The organism is Streptomyces sp. NPDC044044 (assembly GCF_056434405.1).
In genome coordinates this window covers 1063265-1089706 of sequence record NZ_JBWKFG010000002.1, presented here as the reverse complement: position 1 = coordinate 1089706, position 26442 = coordinate 1063265, and the positions used below count along the sequence as shown (strand labels likewise).

General features: G+C 70.2%; 19 protein-coding genes. 16 read left to right on the top strand and 3 right to left on the bottom strand.

From position 1 onward, the window contains the following. Nucleotides 1–55: 55 nt before the first annotated feature. The 8 genes from AC07AG_RS10665 (at nt 56) to AC07AG_RS10630 (ending at nt 10105) form a co-directional block, all read left to right on the top strand. Entirely contained in the window at nt 56–805 is a 750-nt protein-coding gene (locus AC07AG_RS10665) for an ANTAR domain-containing protein (protein ID WP_478753832.1), read from the top strand. A gap of 161 nt (nt 806–966) precedes the next feature. After that, a complete protein-coding gene (locus tag AC07AG_RS10660) occupies nt 967–1737 on the top strand; it encodes a GntR family transcriptional regulator (protein ID WP_478753830.1) in 771 nt (256 codons plus the stop codon). Between the two features lie 34 nt (nt 1738–1771). Continuing rightward, entirely contained in the window at nt 1772–1999 is a 228-nt protein-coding gene (locus tag AC07AG_RS10655) for a 4Fe-4S dicluster domain-containing protein (RefSeq protein WP_249586246.1), read from the top strand. Between the two features lie 32 nt (nt 2000–2031). Then, nucleotides 2032–3381: an ABC transporter substrate-binding protein gene (locus AC07AG_RS10650; protein WP_478753828.1), complete on the top strand. Its 1350-nt coding sequence runs from the start codon at nt 2032–2034 to the stop codon at nt 3379–3381. Next, nucleotides 3378–4280 (top strand): ABC transporter permease, encoded by a 903-nt coding sequence (locus AC07AG_RS10645; protein ID WP_478753826.1) that lies wholly within the window; start codon nt 3378–3380, stop codon nt 4278–4280. The genes AC07AG_RS10650 and AC07AG_RS10645 overlap by 4 nt, the downstream gene beginning before the upstream one ends. Before the next feature lie 22 nt (nt 4281–4302). Continuing rightward, a complete protein-coding gene (locus AC07AG_RS10640; protein WP_478753997.1) occupies nt 4303–5103 on the top strand; it encodes an ABC transporter ATP-binding protein in 801 nt (266 codons plus the stop codon). A 42-nt stretch (nt 5104–5145) separates the two neighbouring features. Continuing rightward, entirely contained in the window at nt 5146–7842 is a 2697-nt protein-coding gene (locus AC07AG_RS10635) for a fumarate reductase/succinate dehydrogenase flavoprotein subunit (protein ID WP_478753825.1), read from the top strand. A 103-nt stretch (nt 7843–7945) separates the two neighbouring features. Continuing rightward, the gene (locus tag AC07AG_RS10630; protein WP_478753823.1) at nt 7946–10105 is read left to right on the top strand and encodes a hypothetical protein; all 2160 of its coding nucleotides are present in this window, start codon (nt 7946–7948) and stop codon (nt 10103–10105) included. Nucleotides 10106–10110: 5 nt separating this feature from the next. Here AC07AG_RS10630 and AC07AG_RS10625 read toward each other — a convergent pair whose 3' ends face one another. Both AC07AG_RS10625 and AC07AG_RS10620 read right to left on the bottom strand, forming a co-directional pair. Beyond that, nucleotides 10111–11580, bottom strand: a complete 1470-nt coding sequence (locus AC07AG_RS10625; RefSeq protein WP_478753822.1) for a serine/threonine-protein kinase — start codon at nt 11578–11580, stop codon at nt 10111–10113. Between the two features lie 81 nt (nt 11581–11661). Beyond that, entirely contained in the window at nt 11662–13761 is a 2100-nt protein-coding gene (locus tag AC07AG_RS10620; protein ID WP_478753820.1) for a glycoside hydrolase, read from the bottom strand. A gap of 293 nt (nt 13762–14054) precedes the next feature. Between AC07AG_RS10620 and AC07AG_RS10615 the strand changes: the two genes are divergently transcribed. Beyond that, nucleotides 14055–14750: a tRNA-dependent cyclodipeptide synthase gene (locus AC07AG_RS10615; protein ID WP_478753818.1), complete on the top strand. Its 696-nt coding sequence runs from the start codon at nt 14055–14057 to the stop codon at nt 14748–14750. Nucleotides 14751–14803: 53 nt separating this feature from the next. Beyond that, entirely contained in the window at nt 14804–16036 is a 1233-nt protein-coding gene (locus tag AC07AG_RS10610; RefSeq protein ID WP_478753816.1) for a cytochrome P450, read from the top strand. Between the two features lie 80 nt (nt 16037–16116). On the opposite strand, the gene AC07AG_RS10605 is transcribed toward AC07AG_RS10610, so the two are convergent. Then, complete coding sequence (locus AC07AG_RS10605; protein ID WP_478753814.1) at nt 16117–16680, bottom strand: dihydrofolate reductase family protein; 564 nt, start codon at nt 16678–16680, stop codon at nt 16117–16119. A gap of 831 nt (nt 16681–17511) precedes the next feature. On the opposite strand from AC07AG_RS10605, the gene AC07AG_RS10600 reads away from it, so the two are divergent. The 6 genes from AC07AG_RS10600 (at nt 17512) to asnB (ending at nt 26439) form a co-directional block, all read left to right on the top strand. Beyond that, nucleotides 17512–18990: a sugar transferase gene (locus tag AC07AG_RS10600; RefSeq protein ID WP_478753812.1), complete on the top strand. Its 1479-nt coding sequence runs from the start codon at nt 17512–17514 to the stop codon at nt 18988–18990. Between the two features lie 73 nt (nt 18991–19063). Continuing rightward, the gene (locus AC07AG_RS10595; protein ID WP_478753810.1) at nt 19064–20380 is read left to right on the top strand and encodes a nucleotide sugar dehydrogenase; all 1317 of its coding nucleotides are present in this window, start codon (nt 19064–19066) and stop codon (nt 20378–20380) included. After that, nucleotides 20370–21644, top strand: coding sequence for a glycosyltransferase family 4 protein (locus AC07AG_RS10590; RefSeq protein WP_478753808.1), 1275 nt, complete (start codon nt 20370–20372; stop codon nt 21642–21644). The genes AC07AG_RS10595 and AC07AG_RS10590 overlap by 11 nt, the downstream gene beginning before the upstream one ends. Beyond that, a complete protein-coding gene (locus tag AC07AG_RS10585; protein WP_478753806.1) occupies nt 21641–23008 on the top strand; it encodes a Wzz/FepE/Etk N-terminal domain-containing protein in 1368 nt (455 codons plus the stop codon). Before AC07AG_RS10590 ends, AC07AG_RS10585 begins: the two co-directional genes overlap by 4 nt. After that, nucleotides 23005–24510, top strand: coding sequence for a Wzz/FepE/Etk N-terminal domain-containing protein (locus tag AC07AG_RS10580; protein WP_478753804.1), 1506 nt, complete (start codon nt 23005–23007; stop codon nt 24508–24510). Before AC07AG_RS10585 ends, AC07AG_RS10580 begins: the two co-directional genes overlap by 4 nt. Before the next feature lie 3 nt (nt 24511–24513). Continuing rightward, nucleotides 24514–26439 (top strand): asparagine synthase (glutamine-hydrolyzing), encoded by a 1926-nt coding sequence (asnB, locus tag AC07AG_RS10575; protein ID WP_478753802.1) that lies wholly within the window; start codon nt 24514–24516, stop codon nt 26437–26439. Nucleotides 26440–26442: the final 3 nt, after the last annotated feature.

The following is a 26442-nucleotide window of genomic DNA, read 5'->3' as shown; positions in this document are numbered from 1 at the left end:
CAACTGGAGCATGAACTCGGTTCTGTTGCCGGCATCGGGCGAAGGGAGAAGCGGCATGACCGCCATGTCCGAGAGGCAGCACGAGAAGCGCCTCGCGTCCGCGTTCACGGATCTCACCGGCCCACTGGTACGGGACGTGAACGTGACCGACGTCCTGCGCACCCTGACCGAGCACTGCGTGGACCTGCTCGGCGTCTCGGCGGCCGGGGTCCTCCTCGACGTTCCGCACGGCCCGGGTGCGGAGGTGGTGGCCTCCGACGAGTACACCCGCGCACTGGAGCTGTTCGGCCTCGAATGGGACGAGGGGCCGAGCCTGGACTGCTTCCGCTCCCCCGCACACGTCTCGGAGACCCGGCTGGACGTCGATGACGCCTCGCCGCGGTGGCCCCGCTTCACGCCGCGCGCCCTGCTCCTCGGCTTCACCTCGGTCGCCGCGGTACCACTGCGCTGCCAGGACACGGTTGTCGGCGCCCTGAGCCTCCTCCACGACCGGCCGAGACCGCTGGACGACACCCAGCTGCGGCTGGCCAGGGCGCTGGCGGACACCGCCGCCATGTGCGTGATTCAGCAGCAGGTGCTGCAAGGACAGAAGACGCAGATCACGCGGCTCCAGGACTCCCTGGAATCCCGGATCGCCATCGAACAGGCCAAGGGTTTCCTCTCGAACTCCCGTGGCTGCACCGCGGACCAGGCCTTGATCCGCATGCGGACGTATGCCCGCAACCGGCAGCTCAAGCTCTCGGATGTGGCCCGCCAGGTCCTGGACGGCGCCGTCGCACACACGCTGCTCGACCCCGAACGCTGAGCCCCCCTGAGCACCCCGGCGCATGACGCGACAGCTTCCCGCTGGCAGATCTCCCCGAAAGCCTCGCGAACACGCAGGTCAGAGGTGGTGCGCGTGGTGCGTTGAGTGGCGCAATACTCCGGCAACACCACGACCGTGACCACGTCGGTATGGTCCCTCGCATGCCAGCCGAACGTATCCGCGAGCACACTGTGCCGGTCGCCGCCGCACGACGGCGCCGGCTGCGCGCGGACCAGGCGCGGCAGCTCGCCGACCTGTTGCGCCACCAGGTGCGCACCGGGGGCTTCCCCAGCGGCGTCCTGCCGCTCGAAGGCGCGATCGGCAGCGACTACCACGTCTCCCGGAACACCGTCCGGCAGGCGCTGGACCTCCTCCGTACGGAAGGGCTGATCGAACGGCAGCCCGGGGTCGGCACGGTCGTGGTGTCCGAGAAGTATCCGCACGGTCTCGACCGGCTGCAGGGCCTCGCCGAGACCCTGCACGAACACGGCGAGGTCACCAACGAAGTCCGTACGGTCGGTCCCGTCCCGGCGCCCGCACCCGTGGCCCGGCGTCTTGGCCTGGTGGAGCACACCGATGTGCTCTACATCGAGCGGCTGCGCCGGCTCAACGGCCTGCCGCTCTCCCTCGATCTCACCTACGTCCCGATGGACATCGGCGCCGGTCTCATCGGCTGCGACCTGGAGAACACCGATGTGTTCCGGCTCCTGGAGACCCTGACCGGGCAGCCGCTCGGCACGGCCGAGATCACCCTGGAGGCCGTCAACGCCGACGTGCACTCCGCCGCCGTTCTCGAGGCCCCGCGCGGTGCCGCCGTCCTCATGCTCGAACGCCTCACCTCCTTGTCCGACGGGCGCCCCGTGGACCTGGAGTTCATCCGCTTCCGCGGTGACCGCATCTCCATGAGCGGGCTGCTCCACCGCGCGCTCTGATTCCTCACCCGCCACCTCTTTCCGGGAGACAGCCATGCCTCTGGCCCCCCAGCGCGCCGACGTGCCCGTGACCATCGACGAGTCGAAGTGCATCGACGGCTGCACCCTCTGTGTCGACATGTGTCCGCTCGACTCGCTCGCCATCAACCCGGAGAGCGGCAAGGCCTTCATGCACGTCGACGAGTGCTGGTACTGCGGCCCGTGCGCGGCCCGCTGCCCCACGGGTGCGGTCACGGTCAACATGCCCTATCTGCTCCGGTGAAGCCGGCGAAGGTCGAGAGGTTCCCCACTCCCATGAAACGCACGGCACTCAGCGCCGCCCTGGCCGCCCTGCTGGCCTTCCCCCTCGCGGGCTGCGGCGGGGCGAGCGCGGACGACTCCGGCACGGTCACCGTCACCATCGGCTACCAGTCCAAGACCATCAACACCGTCACCGCGGGCACGCTGTTGCGCTCGCTCGGATACTTCGAGCGCGAGCTCGCGGAGCGCGGCAAACGCGAGGGCGTCACCTACAAGGTGAAGTGGCAGGACTACGCCACCGGTGCGCCGATCACCGCGCAGATGACCGCGGGGAAGATCGACATCGGTTCGATGGGCGACTTTCCCCTGCTGATCAATGCGGCCCGCGGCACACAGCTGAACCGGCCGACGAAACTCGTCTCCGTCACCGGCTACAACCTCCGTGGCGGCCTCAACACCATTGTCACCGGCACCGGTTCGAAGCTGTCGTCCCTCAAGGACCTGCGCGGCAAGAAGGTCTCGACGAGTGTCGGCTCGGCCGCCGACGGCACTCTCGTGCGGGCGCTGCGACAGGCGGGCATCGACCCGGAGGACGACATCCGCAAGCTCAACCAGCAGCCCGCGGTGGGTGCTTCGGCGCTCCAGGCGGGCAGCGCGGACGCGCTGTCGCAGTTCGTCGCGTGGCCCGGTCTACTCGCCTTCCAGGGCCGGGCCCGAGCGCTGTACGACGGCGCGGAGCTGAATCTGCCGACCTTCCACGGGGTCACCGCACGGGAGGACTTCGCACAGAAGAGGCCAGGGGTCCTTGAGGACTTCCTGCGCGCCCAGGCCAAGGCGACCGACCACCTCAACAAGCGTCCCGTCGCCGCCGCCGAATCGGTGGCGAAGGCCACCGGCCTTCCGCCCGAGGTCGTCTATCTCTACAACGGCGCGCACGGCATCGCCACGTTCGACACCACGGTCAAACCCGCTCTGGTGGACGCGTTGAAGAAGGACGTGCCCGTGCTGAAGTCGGCGAAGCTGGTGGGCGACGTCGACGTGGACAGCTTCGTCGACGAGCGGTACGTCAAGAAGGCGTACGGCGACGGATACGCGACCGCGCGAGCCGCCACCCCCGGGCCACCGCGCAGCGAAATCTGGCTGAAGGGCGAGAACAGGACGCGGTCCTTCGCCACCCCGGCCGAGCTGCTGCGCCAGGCAGCCGACCGGCAGGGCAGGGTGCGTGCCGCCTACGTCCCCGACACCACCACCGGGACGCCTTGGTTCGCCGACAAGGCCGTATGGGTGGCCGACGGCACGAAACTGCTCCCCTTCGCCACTCCCGCCACCGCCGCCTCCTACACCAGCACGCATCCCGGCGCTCGCACCGTCTCGTACAACCAGGCTCTGAAGCAGGCGTCATGACGGGGCGTCACCTCCTGCGTGTCCTGTCACTGGCCGGAGCGCTCGGCCTGTGGCAGCTCCTGACCGCGCTCGACGTCAATGTGTGGCTGCGCTTCGAGCAGTTCCCGACGGTCGTCGACGTCACGCGGGAGTTCGGGCGGCGCGTCGGCGACGAGGCGTACTGGCAGGACCTCACCGACAGCCTCACCCGCATCGTCACCGGCTTCGCGCTCGCGGCGGGCGCGGGGGTGGCCGTCGGCACGGCGATCGCCCGCTCGCGACTGGCCGCCGACCTGCTCGGGCCCGTCCTCGAAGTGCTGCGGCCCATACCGGCGATCGCCCTGGTGCCGGTGGCGATCCTGCTCTTCCCCAGCAACGAGCAGGGCATCGTCTTCATCACCTTCACCGCGGCGTTCTTCCCCGTCATGGTCTCCACCCGGCACGCGGTGCGCGCCCTGACCCCGGTCTGGGAAGAGGCGGTCCTCACGATGGGCGGCGGCCGGTGGCGCGTCCTCGGCTCGGTGGTCCTGCCGGGGGCGCTGCCCGGCATCCTCGGCGGGCTCTCCGTGGGCATCGGCGTCTCGTGGATCTGTGTGATCTCGGCGGAGATGATCTCCGGCGAGTACGGGGTGGGCTACCGCACCTGGCAGGACTACACGGTGGTCGACTACCCCGGCGTCTTCGTCGGCATGGTGACGATCGGCGCGCTCGGGTGGATGACGTCGACGGCGGTGGAGGTCCTTGGCCGCCGTGTGACGCGGTGGCTGCCGCGGACGGAGTTCCGCGCCGAGGCGCCGGTGCCGTCGCGACGGTACGTGCGGGCGGCTCCGCACCCCGGACCGCCCACGTCAGAGGCCGACGAGGCCGTGCCCCGAGTGTCCGCGTCGCGCACGCCGGACCGCGTCCGCGAGGAGGCGTGACCCCATGACCACGCGTGACCCCATGACCACACCCCCCGAGACCGCCGTCGGCCTCTCCCCTGTCCTCGCCCCGCCGCGCGGCACCCGGCTCACGCTGCGCGACGCGTCGATCGGGCGGCAGGGGGCCGTCGTCCTCGACGGGCTCGAACTGGACGTCGCGCCGGGCGAGATCCTCACCGTCGTCGGCCCTTCCGGGTGCGGCAAGTCCACCCTGCTGCGCACCCTCGCCGGGCTGCTGCCCCCGCTGGGCGGGGAGGTCGAGCAGGACGGGAAGCCCATCACGGCGCCGGACGCCGAGCGGGCACTGATCTTCCAGGACGACGCGCTGCTGCCGTGGCGGACACTGCGCGCCAATGTCGAACTGCCGCTGGCGATCGCGGGGTTGAGGCGGAGCGAGCGCCGCGCGCAGGCCGATGGCTGGCTGGAGCGTGTGGGCCTCGGCGGGTACGGAGCCACGCTGCCGCACCGCGTATCGGGCGGGCAGCGGCAGCGTGTGCAGCTCGCCCGCGCCCTCGCGGGCGAGCCACGCGCCGTGCTCATGGACGAGCCGTTCGGCGCGCTCGACGCGCAGACCAGGGCCGGGATGCAGCAGCTCCTCGCCGATGTGCTGCGCGGCACGGGCGCGACCGTCGTCTTCGTCACCCACGACGTGGACGAGGCGCTGTTCCTCGGCGACCGCGTCGCACTGCTCGGCACCGGCACCGGCACCGGCACCGGGACCGGCCGCGTCCTCGACGTACCGCGCCCGCGTGACCGCACCTCCCACGGCGACCCCGCCACCGTCGAGCTGCGCCGCACCGTACTGACGTCCCTCGGCACCTGATCCCATCGGCGCCTGATCCCTCCGCGCCTGAGAGGCCCTTCCATGCAGATCCCCGCAGTCACCGACGCCCAGGAGCTCTCCTGCGACGTCCTCGTCATCGGCGGCGGAACGGCGGGCACCATGGCGGCGCTCACCGCGGCCGAGCAGGGCCGGGACGTCCTCCTTCTGGAGAAGGCGCACGTCCGCCACTCCGGCGCCCTCGCCATGGGCATGGACGGCGTCAACAACGCCGTGATCCCCGGCCGCGCCGAACCCGACGACTACGTCGCCGAGATCACCCGCGCCAACGACGGCATCGTCGACCAGTCCACCGTCCGCCAGACGGCGACCCGCGGCTTCTCGATGGTGCGGCGCCTGGAGTCGTACGGCGTGAAGTTCGAGAAGGACGAGCACGGTGAGTACGCGGTGCGCCAGGTGCACCGCTCCGGTTCGTACGTCCTTCCCATGCCCGAGGGCAAGGACGTGAAGAAGGTCCTCTACCGGCAGCTGCGCCGCCGCGAGATGCGCGAGCGCATCCGCATCGAGAACCGCGTGATGCCCGTCCGGGTGCTCACGGCGGACGGCAGGGCCGTCGGCGCCGTCGGATTCAACACGCGTACGGGCGAGTTCGTGACCGTGCGCGCCGGAGCCGTGATCCTCGCGACGGGCGCGTGCGGCCGCCTCGGCCTCCCGGCGAGCGGTTACCTCTACGGCACCTACGAGAACCCCACCAACGCGGGCGACGGCTATGCCATGGCCTACCACGCCGGCGCCGAGCTCACCGGCATCGAGTGCTTCCAGATCAACCCGCTGATGAAGGACTACAACGGCCCGGCCTGCGCCTACGTCGCCAACCCCTTCGGCGGCTACCAGGTCAACCGGCACGGCGAGCGCTTCGTCGACTCCGACTACTGGTCGGGGCAGATGATGGCGGAGTTCGCGGCCGAACTCGCCTCCGACCGGGGGCCGGTGTATCTCAAGCTCAGCCATCTCCCGGAAGAGTCCATCAGCTCGCTCGAGAACATCCTGCACTCCACCGAGCGCCCGACCCGGGGCACCTTCCACGCGAACCGCGGCCACGACTACCGCACCCACGACATCGAGATGCACATCTCCGAGATCGGCCTGTGCGGCGGCCACTCGGCATCGGGCGTCCGCGTGGACGACCACGCCCGCACGACCGTGCCCGGTCTGTACGCCGCAGGGGACCTGGCCTGCGTACCGCACAACTACATGATCGGCGCGTTCGTCTTCGGCGACCTCGCGGGCGCGGACGCCTCTCGATTCACCTCGTACGAGGGCGAGTTGCCGCAGCACCAGGTGCGGGACGCGCACGAACTGATCTACCGTCCGCTGCGCACCCCGGACGGGCCGCCGCAGCCACAGGTCGAGTACAAACTGCGCCGCTTCGTGAACGACTACGTCGCCCCGCCCAAGTCGGGCGCCCGGCTCTCCCTGGCCGTGGACCACTTCGAGCGGATGCGCGGCGAGATCGACGAGATGGGCGCGCAGACCCCGCACGAGCTGATGCGCTGCGCCGAGGTGCACTTCATCCGCGACTGCGCCGAGATGGCGGCGCGGTCGTCGCTGGCCCGCACGGAGTCACGCTGGGGGCTCTACCACGAACGCACGGATCATCCGAAGCGCGACGACGACGGCTGGCTGCACCATCTGGACCTGTACAAGTCCCCTTCCGGGGCCATGGAGTTCACGGCGCGGCCGGTGGAGCCCTACCTGGTCCCGGTCGCCGAGTTCACGCCGGGCGGCGGGGCGTCACGCCATCTGGGCGAGGTGCACCCGGAGCAGGTGGCCACCGCGGGGCAGCGTGACCTCGCCCCGGTCGGATCGGGTACCCGCACCGGCAGCACACCGTCACGGGTGACACCCGCCTCTCACTCCCCACGCATCCTGGAACTGCTGGCGCTCAGCGAGACCGAGCCCGAACTCCCGGTCATTCGCCCCTTCTTGACCGACCCGGACCCCGCCGTGCGCCGAGCGGCCGTGGCCGCGCTCACCGAGACCGTCCCCACGGGGACGGGCCCGGCGCTCGCCGGGACACTCGCGGACCCGGACCCGGGGGTGCGTGGCGCCGCTGCCGCGTCCCTGCGCGAACTGGTCGAAGTCCTGCCCCCGGAGCCGGACTTGTCCCGCGCCTTGCTCGACGCCCTCGGTCATGGGGACGCCGTGGTCCGGGCGACCGCACTGGACGTCCTGCGCGCCCTGCGCCTCGGTGAGGCCACCGCGTACGCCCGTGCGCTCGCCGACCCGGACATCGAGGTCCGCATCGCGTCGGTACGCGCCCTGGTCTCGGTCGGCGCCCTCGACACGGTCGCCCGCGCCGCCGTCGACCCGGCCCGCGAGGTGCGCGTCACGGTGGCACGCGGCCTCGACGCCCCGGAGGCACTGGCCCCCCTGCTCGACGACGCGGACATCCTGGTCCGCGCGGCAGCCTTCACCGCCCTGGCGTCCGTGGGCTGTCCCACTCCGTACGACGTCAGGGCCATGGAGGCACTGGCCGCCCCGTCCTGGCAGGTGCGCACGGGCGCGGCGGCGGCGCTGGGCGCGGCGGACGCCCGCAGCGCCGTACCCGCCCTGTCCACGGCACTGGGCGACCCCAACGCCGACGTCCGCAAGGCCACGGTCCTCGCCCTCCTCCGACACGCGTCGCACGAGACCGCCCGCACGGCGCTCGCCACGGCGGTCCTGGACCCGGACGCGGACGTACGCGCCTATGCCGCTCGGGCGGCTGCGCCTGCCTGAGCGCCGGGGAACGCCGCATCCCGCCGCCGCATCACGCCGCGAAGTTCTCTGGTGATTCGCCGTCGATTCATGTGCACTTGACGGGTATCACCGGGAGGTCACCATGGCAGGCGGGCGCAGCAGGAGGTGGCTCCTCACCCGCGGCTCGGACGCTCGGTCCGCGGGACCGCGGAGGCTGCTGCGCCCCGGGGGCCGGTTGTTGTACGCAGCTGCCGTGGTGGTCGGCGGCGTTGCCGTGGGCTTGTCCCAGGTCTGGACGACCGGGGCTGTGGCAGTCGGCCTCGCAGCGGCTCTGACGGCCGGAGTCGGGCTGCTGACGGAGCATCTGCGCTCGCTCCACCAGGCCCGCGTGCCGAGGCGGAAGTGGTCCGACCACCTGGCCCAGGTACGGCGCGGTCGGGTGCCGCGCGTACGGGAGGTCATCGACTTCGGAGCATGGGGAGTGAAGCATCCCCGTGACCGCGACCGCCATGCGGTCCCTTACGTCGAGCGCGACATGGACTACCAATGGCGTGCCGCCCTGGACGGAAGCGGATTCGTCCTGGTGCTTGGCGAGTCGACAGCGGGCAAGACACGCGCCGCTTGTGAAGCCGTGCAACGACTGCTGCCGGACCACGCATGGGTGAAGCCTGTCAGCCGGGACTCGGTGCCGGTGGCCCTGGCCGCTGTCGGCACCTGCTCCCGCTGCGTCCTCTGGCTGGACGACCTGGAGAAGTATCTCGGAAGCGGGGGCCTCACCGAGTCGCAGGTACGGCGCCTGCTGGAGCACTCCCGCGGGGAAGTGGTGGTGGTCGCCACCCTCCGCAGCGAGGAACATCGCCGTTACAGCGCACGGGAGGGGAGCAGACTCACCGGTGCCGAGCGCGACTTCTGGCGGGAGGAGTGCGCCGTCGTGGCCCTGGCGACCGTGATCCGGTTGGATCGGCTCTGGTCACCGACGGAGATCGGCCGCGCCCGCGAGCTCCCGCCGAGTCGGCGACTGCGTCTCGCCCTGCAGGCAGCCGACCGATTCGGGATCTCCGAGTCCCTCGCCTGCGGACCGGACCTGGTGCACGAGTGGCGGAACGCGTGGACATGCGGCGCGCACCCCCGCGGTGCAGCGCTCGTGACGGCTGTCCTCGACTGCCGCCGCGCCGGCCTGCACCGCCCCGTACCTCTTGGCTGGACGTCGCTGGATCATGAGCCGTATCTGGCGGCTCGCGGTGGCCATCTGCTGCGCCCGGAGCCGTTCCCCGAAGCACTGGCCTGGGCGTGCCGGCCGCTGAGCGCCACCAGCAGCCTGCTCGCGCAGGACGACCGCACCGAGGGCTTGAGCTGCTTCGACTACCTGCTGGGATGCGAGGATCTGGAACCTGTGCCGGACCACCTCTGGGAGGCATTGCTCCCGCGGCTCGATCCGCAGGAAGCATACGAACTCGGGCTCATCGCCCACAGTGAACTCCGCCTCGAACATGCCCGGTCGGCGTTGCGCAAGGCGTGCCAGAATCACGTGCCCGGGGCCGAGTTCGCACGCGCGCTGGTCATCGGGGACGCGGGACACCCCCGACAGGCCATGGCATTGCTCCGAGCACTCCCCGGCCATGACGAGCACGGTTCGCCGACGACCGACCTCCAGCTCTCCCACTTCCTGGGTGTGGCGGGTGAATACGACGCTGCCGCCCTGTCATTTCGCGGCCTCGCCGACGAGATGGGGCGCTCGCTCGGCACGGACCACCCGGACACCCTCGCCGCACGCCACGAAGCGGCGTACTACACGGGCGAGGCAGGGAACACCTCGGCCGCCATCAGCGAACTCACCTCACTGGTGTCTCATCGTCAACGCGTGCTCGGCGCCGAACATCCACAGACTTTCGCGACGCGCCGCAGTCTGGCCTGGTTCCAAGGCCAGTCAGGCCAACTGAACCACGCGAAACGAGAGTTGGACGTACTCCTGGCCGAGGCCCAGCTCACCCTGGGCCGCCGAGACCCGCACGTCCTGGCTGTCCGCGCGGCACACGCCTGGTTCCTCGGGCCGTCGGGGGCATGGGACCAGGCCGCCCAGGCACTCGCCGGGGTTCTGGACGACCGGCGGTCCATACTCGGCCCTGCTCATCCACACACCTTGGCAACCCGCCATCAACTCGCCGTGGCCACCGCGTGCAGCGGTAACCGTGGGCGCGCCCGAGAACAACTGCGCGTGCTGCTCGTTGACATGCACTCTCATCTTGAACCCGGCCATCCTCACCTGCTCGCAGCCAGGCGCGCGCTGGACTCACTCGCCTGACGTTCCTACGCGGTTTCGAAGACCACGGCCGTCAGGAACAACGCTCCAGCACCCGTGCCGAGAGCGGCCAGCGCCGTCGTCCACCAAGTGAAGTCCAGACTCACGGCAAAGAGCACGCAAGCGAGGCCACCGAGCAGCACCATATTGAGCAGCGCGAGCAGGCCGGCGCTGTCGCTCTCGCCGGATTCCTCCCCGGCAAAGTAGGCAATCGCGCCGAGGACGAGTACACCGACCGTCTCTCCGAGTCCGATCAAGAAGTCGTAGTACCAAGGGAATTCACTTCTCGCCGCCATCAGCCATACGAGGCCGACGAGGCCAGCCATCACTGCGACCAGACCCAAGCAGGAGAGCACCTCCGAAGGCCCGCCCCTTCGGTGGCCCCAGTTCGACGCGAAACCGGTGAAGGCCACAGCGGCAGCGAGAACAGCGCCCCAGATCACAGCTGCCACGACGCCTGATCCGCCGGCTCCAAGCAAGAGTCCGAAGGTGCCGAGCCCAGCGATCAGACCAGCGCCCAGCATCTCGCGCAGTTCCCGGCGATCCCGGCGAGGATCCGGAGCAGGGGGCGGGGGCGAAGGGGACGGACGGGGCGGAGGAGGTGGAGGAGGGGGCGGAGGGGGAGGCGGGGAGGGAGGCGCCGTGGATATGGCGTCCAGTCGCCGCCTCACCTCTTGGGCCGTGGCGGGGCGGTTGCCCGGGCGCTTTTCGAGCAGGTCCATCACGAGTTCGTTCAGATCCGGTGGAATCCCGGGCCTGAGAGTTCCCGGTTCGCGCGGGATGTCCTGCACATGCTGTCGCATGACATCGAGCCCCACAAAGGGTGTGCGACCCGCGAGTAACTCGTAGAGCAGACAACCGAGGGAATAGAGATCCGACCGGCCGTCGACTCGGTCGGCCCTGATCTGCTCCGGCGACATGTACGGGCAGGTCCCGACGACGCGGCCGTCCTCAGTGATCCGCGTATTCCCCTCGGCGTCCTCCTGGAAGCAGGCAATTCCGAAGTCCAGCAGCTTCACTCGCTGACTGGCGGTGATCTGCACATTGGTGGGCTTGATGTCCCGGTGCACCAGGTTCACTTCATGGGCTGCCTCCAGCGCCCGGCAAATGTCCCCGCACCAGGAGACGATCTCTCTCAGCGGTACGCCACCAGGCGCCTCCTCGGCCGCCCGCCTGTTGAGCGTCTTCCCGTCGAGCAACTCCATGACGAGATACATGACATCGCGGCCGCCGAGCACACCCCAGCCGCAGTCATAGGCACGCACCACGTTCTCGTGGGCGATCTCACCGGTGATCGTCCACTCACGCACGAAGCGCCGCTTCGCGGCCGGATCCGTTTCCAGGTCCGGCCGCAGCACCTTGATCGCGACAGGCCGCCGCATACGCCAGTCCATCGCCTGCCAGACATCCCCCATGCCACCGCCGCCGAGCCGCGTCCTCAGCTCGTACCGGCCGTCGTCCAGCCCGTCCCCCTGCATCTTCCGAGTGTGACGGGAACTTCCCCATTCCACGAGACGCTCACGGGACAGTTCCGCTGCGCGGACGCCTCTGCCCGGCCGTCAGCCGTCGGCCGGGCAGAGGCGGCGCGGCCGGGGGTCCGTCTTCAGCGAGGCGTCCACGCAGCCGGCCGGCAGGCCGTCGTACGCCTTCGTGCCGAAGTTGGCCGTCACGGTCAGGGTGCCGTCGCCGAAGACCGAGCGCTGGACCGTGCGGTCCTTGGTCAGGCGGCGGAAGTCGGTCATCCGTTCCGTGCCCGCCGCCTGGTGCAGCGGGGCGAAGTACCGCTGCAGTCGGGCCATCTCCCTGCCCGTGGTCTCCAGATTCTCCTCGCCGAGAACGAAGTTGAGCGGGGTGTTGTAGAGCACGGACGTCAGTGCGCGGTCCCGCTTCTGCGCGGGGAACTTGTCGTAGGGCAGTTCCCAGCGCTCCGTGCTGATGAGGGAGTCGTGCAGCGCGGTCTGGTACAGGGGCACGCGGTAGGCGGGGTCGTACATCGACTTCGCCAGCGCGTGGGGAAGTGTGGTGGGCTTGAAGAAGAAACCGGGAGCGTCGTCCGGGTAGTAGGCGCCCCATTTCTTGTCCTTCTGAAACGGCCACAGGCCGTCGTTCACCGGTGTCTGGGACCCGTGGTTGAACGCGAGCGCCGGTGCCGACCAGGAGACGGCGGACTCCGATCCCAGGACGAAGCCGTCCTTGTCCGCGAGGGTGCGCATGCGTTCCATGCGGTTGGCCCGGTCCTGTTTCTTGGTCATCGGGTGGCTCCCGGAGAAGTCCGCGAAGAGCTCGCCCGCCGCGTCGACGTCGAGAAAGACGCTGTTGACACCGTTCTTGGTCATCTCCCTCACGTGCCGGGCAAGATAGCGCTCGGCGGGCTCGGCCTCGGCGAACGCCTCCGAGCTGAGATAGCAGCCGCGGTCGCCGAATCCCGTCTTGATCTCACCCTTCCAGTCGCGCACGCAGAAGTCGGGGTAGACCTTGTCCGGCCATTTCGCCACGGGAGTGTCGGCGGATCGCGGGTCCTGGCCGTTGGCGTAGGTGTCGTACGGGCCGACGAGATAGCCCTGCTTCTCGGCGGCCGCCACCGCTTCCTCGCTCATGGGACTGCCGTCGGCGTCATAGCCGAGCCACAGCCTGGTGTTGCCCTGCTCGCGCAGCTTCTCGACGGCCTTCGCTTCGCGGGCGCCGCCCCACAGATACGCGTGCTCGGCCCCGAGCAGCTTCTTGATCTCGGGGTTCTCCGCGATCTTCTGCTTGAGGGTGCGCAGTTCGCCGTGCTGACGCAGCCATCGGTGGTAGTCGCCGCCCGGTGCGACCGGGGAACCAGAGGTGAGAGCGAAGGTGACGGTGTAGCCGAGGGTCTTCTCCCGCCGGGAGAACTCATGCTTCGCCGTCGCGTTCAGCCGCCCGCCCGTCGAGGCGAAGGCCAGGGAGGTGCCGATGCTCTCCGGCACGAGGTAGCTGACGCCCCGTCCGCCCGAGCTGTATCCCCACAGCGGCAGGGTCAGGGAGCCGGTGGCCAGTTCCGCCTCGGTGCCGGCCAGACCCGCCGCCTTCGAGTTCCAGAACCGGTCCGCGGCCGGCACGGAAAGACCCTCGCCCCGCGGCACCTGCAGCGAGGCGTCCGCGGCGCCGGTGCCCTGCCCCTTGCCGGTGACGGGCCATGCGAGGGTGCCGTCCTTCTCGGCTCGGACCGTCATCCGCAGCCGCCCCGCCTCGCCGGCGGCGGTGACCCGCAGGCCCTTGGCGGGATACGACCACCGGGCACGGGAACCGTCCACCTCGACCCGGCTCGGCTTGCCCAAGTCGTCGGCCGCGGCAGCGGATACGGGTACGGCTCCCCCGCCTCCCGTGCGTCCCGTACGTCCCGCGCGTCCCGTGATCCGCAGCGTGGAGGTGTCGACCGTGGTGCTGCCGCCTGCCACCGCGAAGTCGACGAAATGACCGTGCACCTTGGGCGGCGCGGACTGCGAGGACTTGGCATCGGCGTCCACGACGACGGCGTATCCCGCCGTAGCGGTGGTCCCGGTGACGACGAGCGCGACGGCGATCCCCAGACCGCGATTGCGCCGCTTGCGCGCGACTCCCGCGGCGTCCCGGTGGCGTACGCGGTCCGGGGATCCGTGGCTCTCCCCCTGCGGGGCGTTCTTGGCCTGTTCCATGATCGCGAGTATCCGAGGGGCTTTTAAGAGATTCCTAAGAGGCTCCCTTCCGTCGTGCTTCCGTCGTGCTTCCGTCGTACTTCCGTCGTGCTGCCGTCGTGACCGCCTCGCGCCGAAGCGTTGTTCGACGGCTGTGATGAGGCATCGTTCCTGCTCGTCCCTAAGATCGAACTGCGCCCCCGCACACGCCGAACTGATTCCTACGCGCCCTGTTTCCCGAGGTCAGGGCCACATTTCTGGCGCTCCGCGTGGACACGGTCCCGGTAGTCGAAGGACCGACAGAAAGACATCGCATGAGTGCAGCGGCGGTCGCCGTGGAAGCCGTACCGTTCGGATCACGCAGCGCGGCGATCCTGAGTCAGGGGGACCACGCCCTCTTCGGAATCAGCACGGGCAACAGCTACTTCAGCCGTCGGCGCCTGGCCCACGCGATCTCGTGGGCGGTGGAGTGCTTTGCCGAGGTCGACGTCATCCACGCCGATCTGCACGTGGAAGGGATGTACGAAGCCCTCGGATACGAGCACGCCGATGCGCGAAGGAGCGCGGCCAAGCAGCTCCGCGGCGTCCGGCGGCGGATTCAGGGTGCGCTGGAAGACGTCGGGCGCGCGGCGGAGCGGGTGCGTTCCAGGCCCCTGTCCGCGTTCGTGGAGGAGCCCGCGTACCAGGCGGTCCGCATGCGGACACGGGACGCGCTCCGCGTCGACATGGAATTACGCGCGGCCCGTGACGGGATGGCCTACCAGTTCCTCTCCAAACGGCTGGACCCCGGAGCCTCCCCTACCGCCGCACAGATGCAGACCGCGCTGGACTACGTCAACGCCGAACTGCCCTTCTTCGTGGACAGCCCGAGCATCCTCGGCGTCGACTCCTCCGTCCACTGCTATCACTCCGTCCTGGCCCTGGGGCGCCTGCTGTTCGGCGGCCGTGAGGCGGGGCTGAGACCGAGCGACAACCAGGGCTACGCCGTCGTCGTCGCCTGCCGGGACTGATCACACGCGGCATCGCCGAGCCTCGCGACCACTTCGAGAAGAAAGCAGCTCTCATGTCGACACATGCCACCGGATCCGCCACGAACGCCACCGACTACGCGTCTGTGGAGTGGCCGCTGTCCCGGCGAGGGGATGTCGTGCCCGCCGAGTGCGCACGGCTGCGTACGGAAAGCCCGATCGCCCGGGTGCGCACGCTCACGGGCGACGACGCCTGGCTGATCACCAACTACGCCCTCGCCCGGCAGGTCCTGGAGGACGAACGCTTCAGCCTGCGCGAGACAGCCGCTCCCGGAGTGCCTCGCCAGTACGCGCTGACGATCCCGCCCGAGGTCGTCAACACGATGGGGAACATCAACAGCGCCGGCCTCCACCAGGAGGTACTGCGCGCCTTCGGGCCCAAGTCCGGCCCCGCGTCGGCTGATTGGCTGCGCGAGCGAGCGCACGAACTGATCGACGCCATGGTCGAGGAAGGGCCACCGGTCGATCTGCGCGGGCGGTTCGCGGAGCCGTACTCCGCCGCGATGGTCTGTGAGGTGCTCGGCCTGCCGGGGAAGGACTGGCGACGGCTCACATCGGGCCTGGACCTCGGCTTCGTCACCAGCCCCGCCGTGTTCGACGGATGCACCGCCAACTGGGACAAGGACTTCGCCTACGTGCTCGCGCAGGTGCGGGCCGACCGGGATGCCCAGTCGGGGCTGATCCGCAGACTGTGCGAGCTGCGGGACGATCCGGCACGCGACGGCGGGGCCCTGACCGACGAGATGCTGGCGGCCGTGGTGACCTCCCTGTTCGGGGCAGGCGTCATGAGCACGTATGTGTTCCTGCTGCACGCCGTGCTGACGCTCGTACGGCACCCGGAGGCGATGGGGCGGCTGCGGGAGCGGCCGGAGCTCATGCCGGGCGCGGTGGAGGAGCTGATGCGCTGCACCCTGTCGATCGGGGACGGGCTGCCTCGGATCGCCCTCGACGACGTACGGGTCGGGGACGTGACGGTCCGTTCCGGGGAGCTGGTCCTTGTCTGTGTCGAGGGCGCCAACTTCGACCCGGAGCACTTCGACGACCCCGAGCGGTTCGACATCGACCGTGCGTCCAACCCTCACCTGGCCTTCGGGGCGGGCCGTCACTTCTGCCCGGCATCGGCGATCTCCCGGGTGCACGCGGCAGCGGCGCTCGGCGCGCTCCTTGAGCGTCTGCCGGAGCTGCGGTTGGCGCTGCCCGTGGACCAGTTGGTGTGGCGGACGGGAAACATCAAGCGGGTGCCGGAGCGGCTCCACGTGCTGTGGTGAGCCCGCCGCCCTGCCGAGGGTGAGCCCGCCGCCCTGCCGAGATGAGCCCGCCGTCCTTCAGGGATCGGCGGGCGCGCCGGTTAACGCACCACGCGATGACGGAGGTAGACGACTTTCGAGCTGAAGGTGCGGGTCTCGACGAGTTCGAGATCCACCCGGCGCTCGTGCCGGGGAAAGAACGGAATGCCACCGCCGACCAGCACCGGGTAGACCATCGTCCGGTACTCGTCGATCAGCCCCGCCGCGGACGCCTCGGCGGCGAGAGTCGCGCCGCCGATCGCGATGTCACCCTCCCCCGGCTCGGCCCGCAACCGCTCGATCTCCTCCGCCAGGCCGCCGGAGACCAGACGGGCATTGCCCTGCACCTCCGACAGCGTCGTGGAGAACACCACCTTCGGGAGCGGGTTCCAGAGCGCGATCCACTCGAGCGTCGCCGCGTCGAGCGAGGGATCCTGGTCGGCGGTCTCCCAGTACAGCATCGTCTCGTACAGCCGTCGTCCGAGCAGGTGGACGCCGATCTCTCGGATGTCGTCGATCCAGAAGCGAAAGACCTCCGGGTCGGGCCCCGACCAGTCGAAGCCGCCGTCCGGTCCGACGATGTAGCCGTCGAGCGAGACGTTCATCGAATAGGTCACGCTGCGCATCACAAGTCCTCCTCGGTGACGGGTTTCGACAGTACGACCGCCGGACACCGCGGGACTCATCGCGACGCGCGGGATCCCCCGGGCCCGAATTCTCCCGGCCTTTACCGGGTTCGCAGCAAATTCGCCGGAATTCCGGATGGTGTTCCACAAGCGCGGAGAACGTGACCGGGTATCCCGCTACAACACACAGTCGAAATCCCGCCAATGCCAAACCCGCCAGAGGGTCCGTATCCCGCCAATGCCGAACCCGCCGGAGGGTCCGTCGCTCCGCACGGATCGCTCCGCACGGAGCCCGTTTCCGGGCCGTGCGAGCGGCTGGAGCAGCGCGGGGCCTGCGGGCGCGAGCAGTGCAGGGACCCCGTTGTCACAGGTCAAGGCGCACCCTCTTCGCTACCGCACCCATAGGTCGTGACCGATAGATGGAGCCACTTTCAAAGCTTGAGCACAAATTGCACACATCCCCCTCTCCAACCCGGTCCCGATGGTCTAGATTGACCGTGCTTCGGCTGTTCGTCACGAGGCGACCAATAAATGATCTACAGATCCGGTGCTACGGAAAGCCAACAGTCACGTCCCCGGCAGCACTGCACGCGGGGATGATCAATTCTTGGAGCCCGCCGAGTGGGGGCCTTGGGTGCGGGGAGCATCCGGGGTTTCGACGGGTTCGGGTGGGTTGTTCGACTGACGCTGAAATAGCAGGCACGTCATGCGTGGGAGGCGGGGGTCTCCTGCGGTGAGGAACAGTGCGGCGCGGGGGGCGGGGGCCTCCCGGGGGGAGGAACAGTGTGTTGGGCGAACACGTCGAACCGCTGGTGACCTGTGGGGGGTTCTGTGCGGCAGGGGGGATTAGTCAGCCCGTTTCCGTCGGCGCGCGGGCGTCTGGCGAACGGGGCAATCAACAGGCCCGCGATCGACTGGGAGCAGCGGTACCGCCGTACCGTGATCACCAGCGATACTCTGACCACCGCCTTCGTGGTGGCGGCCATCGGCAACTTCTTCGGGGCCCGGGACGCGGCCAACTGGCACGAGAAGTGGGTCATTCTCGCCTTCGGCACCGAGCTCCTGGTGCTGGGAGCGCTTGCGATGAGCCGGGCGTGGGCGCCGGCCGTGCTCGGCCAGGGCGCCGAGGAGTTCCGCAGGCTCGGACGCTCGCTGTTCACGGCGGCCGTCGTACTGGCGCTCGGCGGGATCGCACTCACCTCGCGCAACATCAAGCTATGGATCTTCGTCGCGATCCCCGCCATCGCGCTCGTCACCATGACCGCGCGCTATCTGCTGCGCCTGTGGCTGCACAAGCAGCGTAAGGAAGGACGGTGCCTGCGACCGGTGCTCGCCGCCGGGAGCCTGGCCACCGTGCTCGACCTGATCACACGGGCCCGCAAGTTGCCGCACCTCGGCTGGCGGGTGGAAGCGGTGTGCACGACGGACGGTCTCGGGCTCGACAGTGACCACGTGGACGGAGTGCCGGTCGTCGGCCGCCTGGAGGACGTGGCCAACCACGTCCGCCGCGACGGCTACCGCGTCGTCGCGGTGTTGCCGGACCCGCACTGGTCACCTGAGAGTTTGCAGCGCCTCGCCTGGAACCTCGAGGGCAGCGAGGCCGACATGATCGTGGCCCCCGTCCTGATGGAGGTCGCGGGACCGCGGCTGCACGTCGACGCGGTGCTCGGGATCCCGCTCCTTCGGGTCAGCATGCCGACCTTCACCGGGGGCCGCCGGGCGATCAAAGGGGTCGTCGACCGGATGGGCGCGGCGATCCTGCTGATGGTGTTCGCGCCGCTGATGGTGCTCGTCGGGCTGCTCGTCCTCGCGGACAGCCGGGGTGGGGCGTTGTACCGCCAGCGCAGAGTCGGCAAGGACGGCCGCGAGTTCACCATTTTCAAGTTCCGCACCATGGTCACCGGGGCGGACGGGGCACGTGCCGAGCTGGCCGATCTCAACGAAGGCGCGGGGCTGTTGTTCAAGCTCCGCCGTGATCCGCGGGTGACCCGGGTGGGGGCGGTCCTGCGCCGGTACTCGCTCGACGAACTCCCGCAGCTTTTCAACGTACTCACCGGATCGATGTCGCTCGTCGGGCCGCGGCCTCCGCTGCCGGAGGAGTCCGCCGCGTACGGCCCGGACATCCGGCGACGGCTCCTCGTCAAGCCCGGACTCACCGGCCTGTGGCAGATCAGCGGACGCAGCGATCTGCCGTGGGAGGAGGCGGTCCGCCTCGACCTGCGGTACGTGGAGGACTGGTCGCTCGCCCTGGACACAGTGATCTTGTGGAAGACGCTGCGCGCGGTGCTGTACGGGCAAGGGGCCTACTGATGCGCGGGGGTCGTCGTACGGACGGCGCGCGGAACGCAGGCCCTCAGGGCCTGCCTGGGGGGATGGACAGGTCATGAGGGTCAGCGTTTTCGGGCTCGGCTACGTGGGCTGCGTGTCGGCCGCGTGCCTGGCCAGCATGGGGCACGAGGTCATCGGCGTGGACGTGAACCAGGTCAAGGTGGACCTGGTCAACGACGGCTTGGCGCCGGTGGTCGAGGAGCGGATCGGCGAGCTCACCGCCGAGGTGGTGCGGAGCGGGGCGTTACGCGCCACCGCCGACGTACGCGAGGCGATCATGGGCAGCGAGGTGTCGCTGATCTGCGTGGGCACGCCGTCGGAGCCCAACGGCAGCCTGTGCACGACGTACTTGGAGCGGGTCACCGAGCAGATCGGTGCCGCGGTGGCCGAGCGGGGCGGACGGCAGACCGTCGTGTTCCGCAGCACGATGCTCCCGGGCACCTGCCTTAACCTCCTTGTGCCGATCCTGGAGAAGTACGTCGGTGGCACGGCAGGGGTGGACTTCGGGGTCGCGGTCAACCCGGAGTTCCTGCGCGAGGGCACGAGCGTACGGGACTTCTTCGACCCGCCCAAGACCGTCATCGGCGAGCTCGACCCGGCGAGCGGCGACGTGGTGGCGACGCTGTACGGCGGCTTGCCCGGCGAGGTGTTCCGGGTGCCGATCCCGACGGCCGAGGCGATCAAGTACGCGGACAACGCGTTCCACGGCCTGAAGATCGGCTTCGCGAACGAGCTGGGCTCGGTGTGCCAGGCGCTCGGGGTGGACTCGCACCAGGTGATGGACGTGTTCCTGGCCGACCGCAAGCTCAACATCAGCCCCGCCTACCTGCGGCCCGGCTTCGCCTTCGGCGGCTCCTGCCTGCCCAAGGACTTGCGCAGCCTGGTCCACGCGGCGCAGCGGGCCGACGTCTCGGTGCCCATCCTCGCCCATGTGCTGCCCTCCAACTCCGCGCATCTGCAACGCGCGGTGGAGCTGGTCGAGCGCACCGGCAAGCGCCGGGTCGGCCTGTTCGGCCTCTCCTTCAAACCCGGCACCGACGACCTCCGCGAGAGCCCTCTCGTCGAGCTGGCGGAGAGACTCTTCGGCAAGGGTTACGACTTGCGGATCCACGACGCCAACGTGAGCCTCTCCCGGCTGATGGGCGCGAACCGCGAGTACATCGAGACGCGGCTGCCGCACCTGGCGCACCTGCTCGCGGACTCCGTCGAAGAGGTGCTCGAGCACGCCGAGGTGTGCCTGGTCGGGACCAGGGACCCGGCCGTCCTTTCCGCGCTGCCCCATGGCGAGGGACCAGCACTGATCGACCTCATCCACCTTCCCGACGCAGATGCGCGCCGAACCGAACCGGGGTACATGGGCCTTGCTTGGTAACACATCGTTCGAAGAAACAGTCGGCGGCGGCCGGCCGAAGCGGCGCGCGCTGATCCTCGTGGAGAACCTGTCGGTGCCGTTCGACCGGCGGGTGTGGCAGGAGTGCACGACGCTGCGCGACGCGGGCTGGGAAGTGCACGTCATCTGTCCCCGAGGGAGCAAGCGGGACACGGAGGCGGAAGCGGTGATCGACGGGGTGCGGATCCACCGCTACCCGTTGCGCGCGGCCACCGGAGGTCCCGCCGGCTATCTCCAGGAGTACGGATCTGCGTTGTGGCACACGGCGCGCCTTGTCCGCAAGGTCGGCCCGGTCCACGTGGTCCACGCCTGCAACCCGCCCGACCTGCTGTTCCTGGCGGCACGGTGGCTCAGGCGGCGCGGCGCGCGGTTCGTCTTCGACCAGCACGACCTGGTGCCCGAGCTGTACCTCTCCCGGTTCGACCGCGGCGAGGACCTGCTCTACCGCGCCGTGTGCGCGCTGGAGCGGCGGACCTACCGGGCCGCGGACGTCGTGCTCGCCACGAACGAGAGCTACCGGGACGTCGCGGTGCGCCGCGGCGGCCGGCGGCCTGAGGACGTCTTCGTGGTGCGCAGCGCGCCTGCGGTCGACCGCTTCCAACCGGTGCCGCCCGAGCCGGAGTTGAAGCGCGGCAAGCCTCATCTGCTGTGCTACCTCGGCGTCATGGGCCCTCAGGACGGCGTCGACTACGCCTTGCGGGCCCTGGCGAAGCTGCGCGACGAGCTCGGGCGGACCGACTGGCACGCGGTGTTCGTCGGCTCCGGTGACGCGTTCGACGCGATGGTGGAGCTGTCCCGGCGGCTCGGGCTCTCCGAGCAGGTGCAGTTCACCGGGCGCATACCGGACGCCGACCTGGTGCGCTATCTGTCCACCGCGGACGTCTGCCTCTCCCCCGACCCGCGCAATCCGCTCAACGACGTGTCGACCATGAACAAGGTCCTCGAGTACATGGCGATGGGCCGGCCGATCGTCTCGTTCGACCTCCGGGAGGCACGCGTCTCGGCCGGTGACGCCGCCGTGTACGCACCCGCGAACGACGAGACCGAATTCGCCGAGCTCATCGCGCTGTTGCTCGACGATCCGGAGAAGCGGGCCCACATGGGCAAGATCGGCCAGGAGCGGATCAGCGGACAGCTCTCCTGGCGCAACTCTCAGGCGTCACTGCTCGCGGCCTACGCCGCTGCCTGCCGTGACGCTCCGGTGTCGGGAGCCCCGGGCCGGGCGGGGAGGAGGCCGCGCCGGTGAGCGAAGACACGATACGCCTGGTCACGATCGGGCGGATTCTCCGTCGGCGCTGGCGGCTTCTCGCCGCCCTCGCCGTGGTGGGCGCCCTCGTGGGCTACGGCACATCGGTGCTGTTCCCGCCGCGCTACACGACGTCGGCATCGGTACTCCTCGCGGGGCAGTGGGAGGAGCGCGAGCTGCTCACCCAGGCGGAGATCGCGGCCAGTTCGGCGGTCGTCGACCGCGCGGCGGGCACGCTCGGCTGGCGCGGCGTGAGCGGCAGCGAGCTGCGGGACCAGGTCAGTGCCGAGGCCGCCGACGGGAACATCATCAAGATCTCGGGCACGGCCGAGACCCCGGAGCGCGCACAGCGGCTCTCCGACCAGGTGGCCAAGCAGTTCGTCACCTTCGCCGCGCGGATCGCGGGCGGCAGCGCCGAGCCCGAAACGGATTCGGGGCCCGACGCGCTGCGGAAGAAGGTGGCGGAGACCAACCGCCGCATCAGCGACCTGGCCGATGCGGCCGATCCGGGGCGGACCGTGGAAGGCGTGCAGGCGCGCACCTCGCTGGAGAAGCTGCGCACCTCGCTGGAGGAGGCCATGAAGAAGCTGGAGCAGGCCGACCCCGCGACCAACAAGGCCGGCATGGTCGTCATGGGTCCCGCGGCCCGGCCGACCGGCGAGGCTCCGCCGACGAGGATGCAACTCGTCGTCGGCGGGGCGCTGCTGTTCTTCCTGATCGCGGTCATCGGCCATCTCACCGCCGCACGGATGAACCGCCGGCTGCGCACCGAACCGGAGATCGCCGCGGCGCTGGGCTCTGCGCTCATCGGCACCGTCGACGTGCCCGGTGAACGGTCCGCGCAGCGGCCACGAGGCGGTGGCCCGCGGGCCTGGATCCGCCGGCTCCTCGGCATCGACACCCGGTGGGACATACCGACCCCTCGGACGTCCGGCGACGAGGCCGGCAGACAGATCCGCTACCGGCGGGTGTGCACTCGCCTGCGGGTCCAGCTGCCGGGCGCCCGGCGGCTGCTGGCCGTCGTACCGGAAGGCGACGAGACCGCCCTCCGGGCCGCCGGACAGCTCGTCGCCGAGGCCAAGAGCGACCCGCTGCTGCGGGTGGTGGAGGTCTCGGTGTCCCAGCCGATGGTGCCGGACCGCGACACCGAGTCAGGAGCCCTGGTCGTGCTCAGCGCGGGCAGCTGGACCGCAGGGGAGCTCGCGGGCATCGCCGAGGCGTGTGCGGACGGCAGGCATGAGGTCGTCGGCGTCGTCGTCGCCGGTGCGGTCCGGGCCCGTCCGGCGCGGTCCGCCGCTCATCCTCCGGACCACGCCACTCCGGCGCTCGCGGCTCGCGGCCACGGGACGGGAGGTTCAGCGTGACGACGAGCACGACTTCGGAGCCGTCGGCAGCCGCTCCGCTGCTGAACCTGCAGGCCCTGGTGGTGGCGGTGCGCAGACGCCGCCGCCTCTGGTGCTCCCTGGCCCTGGTGGGGCTGCTGATCGGCGCGGCGGTGGCGGTCCTGCGGCCACCGCCGCCGACCGCTGTGACCAAGGTCCTCGTCGCGCACAAGGAGGACCAGGCGAACGACACCGGAACGCTGATCCGCACCGACGTGGAGCTGCTGCGGACCACCCGGATCGCCGACAAGGCCCTGCAGTCCCTCAAGTCCCCACAGCTGCCGGAGGACTTCATGCAGGACTACCGGGGAACCGGCCTGACCAACAACGTGCTACAGATCGATGTGACCGGCGAGAGCGACGCGCAAGCGGTGGCCCGCGCAAAGGCGTTGGCGGACGCGTTCGTCGCGGACCATGTGCGGCGGATGCAGGAAGCCGCGAAGGCCGAGGCCAAGGCCCTGCGCGACCAGCGTGACCGCATGCGGGTCGAACTCGCCCAGGTCAACGAGGCGATCGGGGACAGGTCTCCCGAGAGCGACCCGAACGCGTCGGCGAGCATCGAGTCGCTCTTCGCCCGCCGGGCCGAACTCACGTCGCGGATCGCCGACTTCGACCTGCGTGCCGAGGAGGCGCGCATGGGCACGCCCCAGATCGTCGCCGGCACGCAGATCGTGGACGCCCCGCGCGCGGTGCAGCACTCCCTGCCCAAGTCCGCGCTCACCAACGGCGCGATCGGGCTCGTCCTCGGGCTCGTCCTCGGGCTCGCGGTGGCCGCGGTCGGCTCGGTGGTGGCGGACCGCCCCGTGCTGCGCAGGGACATCGCGGCGAACCTGGGCGCCTCGGTCATCGCGGAGCTGCGCCGCGCGCCCCGGCGGCCTGTCAGGGTGTGGCAGCGCCGGCGGACCCGGGCGGCACGCGAACGGCTCACCGCGACCCTGGCCCGCTCCGTGCGTGGCTCGGGGGAACCGGTGTCGCTGCTCGAACTGGGCTGTGCGCACACCACCAGCGTGATCGCCCTGGACCTGGCCAATGCGCTGGCCGCGGACGGGCCGGTGGTCATCATCGACGGCCTGCCACGCCTGCCCCTCGCCAACCGCCGCCAGGAGCCCGGAGATCCGGCCGTGGTCAGCGGCGAGCGTGCGGCGGCCGTGCCGCATCACGTGCGCAGCATCGGCGTCGGCTCGCTCGCGCCCGGCACGGCGTGGACCGGCCTCCAGGACCTCGGCCATCAGACCGTGCTCGTCGTGCGTGCCGGGCACGGCAGCGCCGCATGGCTGCACACCGTGGCGCGCCAGCTCGCGGACCTGCTCATCCCGGTGATCGGTGTGGTGCTGATCGACCCCGATCCGCGGGACCGCACCGACGGCACCCTGTGGGACGGGCTGCACACCGCGCTGCGCGGCCGGCAGAACGGGACGGGCCAGTTGCCGACGGAACGGCCGTCATGGGCACGAGTCCCGGACATCGACCAGGAAGCGCGGTAGGACATGTGTGGCATAGCAGGGACCTACCGATGGCCGGACGGGAAGGCCGTGACCGACCGGCTCACCGATACGCTCGCCCACCGCGGTCCGGACGGGGCGGGCCGGTACGGCCATCCCGTCGGTGACGGCGAAGTGCAGCTCGGGCACCGCCGGTTGGCCATCATCGACCTGTCCGAGACCGGCGCCCAGCCGATGGTCTCGGACGGCCTTTCGCTTACGTACAACGGCGAGCTGTACAACGCGCCCGAGCTGCGGGCCGAACTGACGGCCGCTGGGGTGCGCTTCCGTGGTACCTCCGACACCGAGGTGCTCCTCGAGGCCTGGCGGCGCTGGGGCACCGACTGCCTGCCCAGGCTGCGCGGCATGTTCGCGTTCGGGATCTTCGACGAGCGAACCGGTGACCTGGTGCTCGCCCGCGACCAGCTCGGCATCAAGCCGCTGTTCCTGCTCCGGCGCGGCGGGGGCCTGGTGTTCGCCTCCGAGCTCAAGGCGCTCGCCGCCGCCACCGGCGGGTCGCTGGAGGTGGACGAGGCGGCTCTGGTGGCCTCGCTGCTGTACTACTGGGTGCCGGACTCACGGTGCGCGTTCCGCGAAGCGGAGAAGCTCCCGCCGGGCAGCTGGCTCCGGTGCCGGCCCGACGGCCGGGTGGAGCGCGGCCAGTTCTGGAACCTGAGGGACGTCGCCGCCGAGGGCCAGGAGCGGGCCCGGAGCGGTGAGCGACCGGACATCGCCGCCGTCGTCGAGGAGTCGACCCGGCGCCACCTGCTCTCCGACGTACCCGTGGCGACCTTCCTGTCCGGCGGTCTCGACTCCAGCTATCTGACCGCGCTCGCCGCCCGCGACCGTCCCGGGATCTCCGCTTACACGATCGGGTTCCGCGCCGAGGACGCCAAGTTCGAGGCGATGCCGGACGACCTGCGCTATGCCCGGCAGGTGGCCGAGCAGTTCGGCGTCGACCTGCATGAGATCGAGATCGCCCCGAACGTGCTCGACCTGCTGCCGCAGATGACCTACCACCTGGACGAGCCGATCGGCGATCCCGCCGCCATCAACACCTTCCTGATCTGCGAGGCCGCCCGGGAGGCCGGGGTCAAGGTGATGCTCTCGGGAATGGGTGCCGACGAACTGTTCGCCGGATACCGCAAGCACCTGGCCAACCTGATCGCGCTGCGCTACCAGCGCGTCCCGCGGCCGCTGCGGCGCGGCGTCCACGCGGCCGTGGACCGGCTGCCGGTCGCCACGGCCCGCCGGGGGTACCGGTCGGTGCGGTTCGCGAAGCGGTTCCTCTCCTTCGCCGATCTGCCGGAGGAGACCGCGTTCCGGCGCAGCTACACCATGTACGACCAGGAAGAACTGCTCGCCCTGGTCAATCCTGACCTGGCCGGGACGGTCGACGACGTGCTGACCGAGCACGCGGACGTCTACCAGGACAACGACCTCGACGACTTCGTCAACCGCATGTGCCTGGGCGACGCCCGGATGTTCCTGCCGGGCCTGAACCTCGCGTACACCGACCGCTCCAGCATGGCCGCGTCGACCGAGGTGCGGGTGCCGTACGTGGACGTCGACGTGGTCAGGGCGGCGTTCGCCGTGCCCGGTGATCGCAAGATCGTCGGACGACAGGGCAAGGCCGTCCTCAAGGAGGCGGCCGCCTCGGTCCTGCCCCGGGAGATCGTGTACCGGCCCAAGGGCCTGTTCAGCGCCCCGCTGCGCGCCTGGATGAGCCGGGATCTCGCGCCGCTGGTGCGCGAGGTGGTCAACGACGGCGTGCTCGTCAACTCCGGGATCCTGCGCCGTGACGCGCTGGCCCGGATGGTCGCCGAGGACGCCGCCGGGCAGCGGGACTTCTCCAAGCATCTCTGGCATGTGCTGACCCTCGAGTACTGGTACCGCGGCGCGACCTCCGGGTCCGGCCAGAACGCTCGCTAGACG

What these genes read in the sequence shown, in the direction of transcription:
- AC07AG_RS10665 (WP_478753832.1), top strand. Translation starts at nt 56, where the DNA reads ATGACCGCCATGTCCGAGAGGCAGCACGAGAAGCGCCTCGCGTCCGCG.
- AC07AG_RS10660 (WP_478753830.1), top strand. Translation starts at nt 967, where the DNA reads ATGCCAGCCGAACGTATCCGCGAGCACACTGTGCCGGTCGCCGCCGCA.
- AC07AG_RS10655 (WP_249586246.1), top strand. Translation starts at nt 1,772, where the DNA reads ATGCCTCTGGCCCCCCAGCGCGCCGACGTGCCCGTGACCATCGACGAG.
- AC07AG_RS10650 (WP_478753828.1), top strand. Translation starts at nt 2,032, where the DNA reads ATGAAACGCACGGCACTCAGCGCCGCCCTGGCCGCCCTGCTGGCCTTC.
- AC07AG_RS10645 (WP_478753826.1), top strand. Translation starts at nt 3,378, where the DNA reads ATGACGGGGCGTCACCTCCTGCGTGTCCTGTCACTGGCCGGAGCGCTC.
- AC07AG_RS10640 (WP_478753997.1), top strand. Translation starts at nt 4,303, where the DNA reads ATGACCACACCCCCCGAGACCGCCGTCGGCCTCTCCCCTGTCCTCGCC.
- AC07AG_RS10635 (WP_478753825.1), top strand. Translation starts at nt 5,146, where the DNA reads ATGCAGATCCCCGCAGTCACCGACGCCCAGGAGCTCTCCTGCGACGTC.
- AC07AG_RS10630 (WP_478753823.1), top strand. Translation starts at nt 7,946, where the DNA reads ATGGCAGGCGGGCGCAGCAGGAGGTGGCTCCTCACCCGCGGCTCGGAC.
- AC07AG_RS10625 (WP_478753822.1), bottom strand. Translation starts at nt 11,580, where the DNA reads ATGCAGGGGGACGGGCTGGACGACGGCCGGTACGAGCTGAGGACGCGG.
- AC07AG_RS10620 (WP_478753820.1), bottom strand. Translation starts at nt 13,761, where the DNA reads ATGGAACAGGCCAAGAACGCCCCGCAGGGGGAGAGCCACGGATCCCCG.
- AC07AG_RS10615 (WP_478753818.1), top strand. Translation starts at nt 14,055, where the DNA reads ATGAGTGCAGCGGCGGTCGCCGTGGAAGCCGTACCGTTCGGATCACGC.
- AC07AG_RS10610 (WP_478753816.1), top strand. Translation starts at nt 14,804, where the DNA reads ATGTCGACACATGCCACCGGATCCGCCACGAACGCCACCGACTACGCG.
- AC07AG_RS10605 (WP_478753814.1), bottom strand. Translation starts at nt 16,680, where the DNA reads ATGCGCAGCGTGACCTATTCGATGAACGTCTCGCTCGACGGCTACATC.
- AC07AG_RS10595 (WP_478753810.1), top strand. Translation starts at nt 19,064, where the DNA reads ATGAGGGTCAGCGTTTTCGGGCTCGGCTACGTGGGCTGCGTGTCGGCC.
- asnB (WP_478753802.1), top strand. Translation starts at nt 24,514, where the DNA reads ATGTGTGGCATAGCAGGGACCTACCGATGGCCGGACGGGAAGGCCGTG.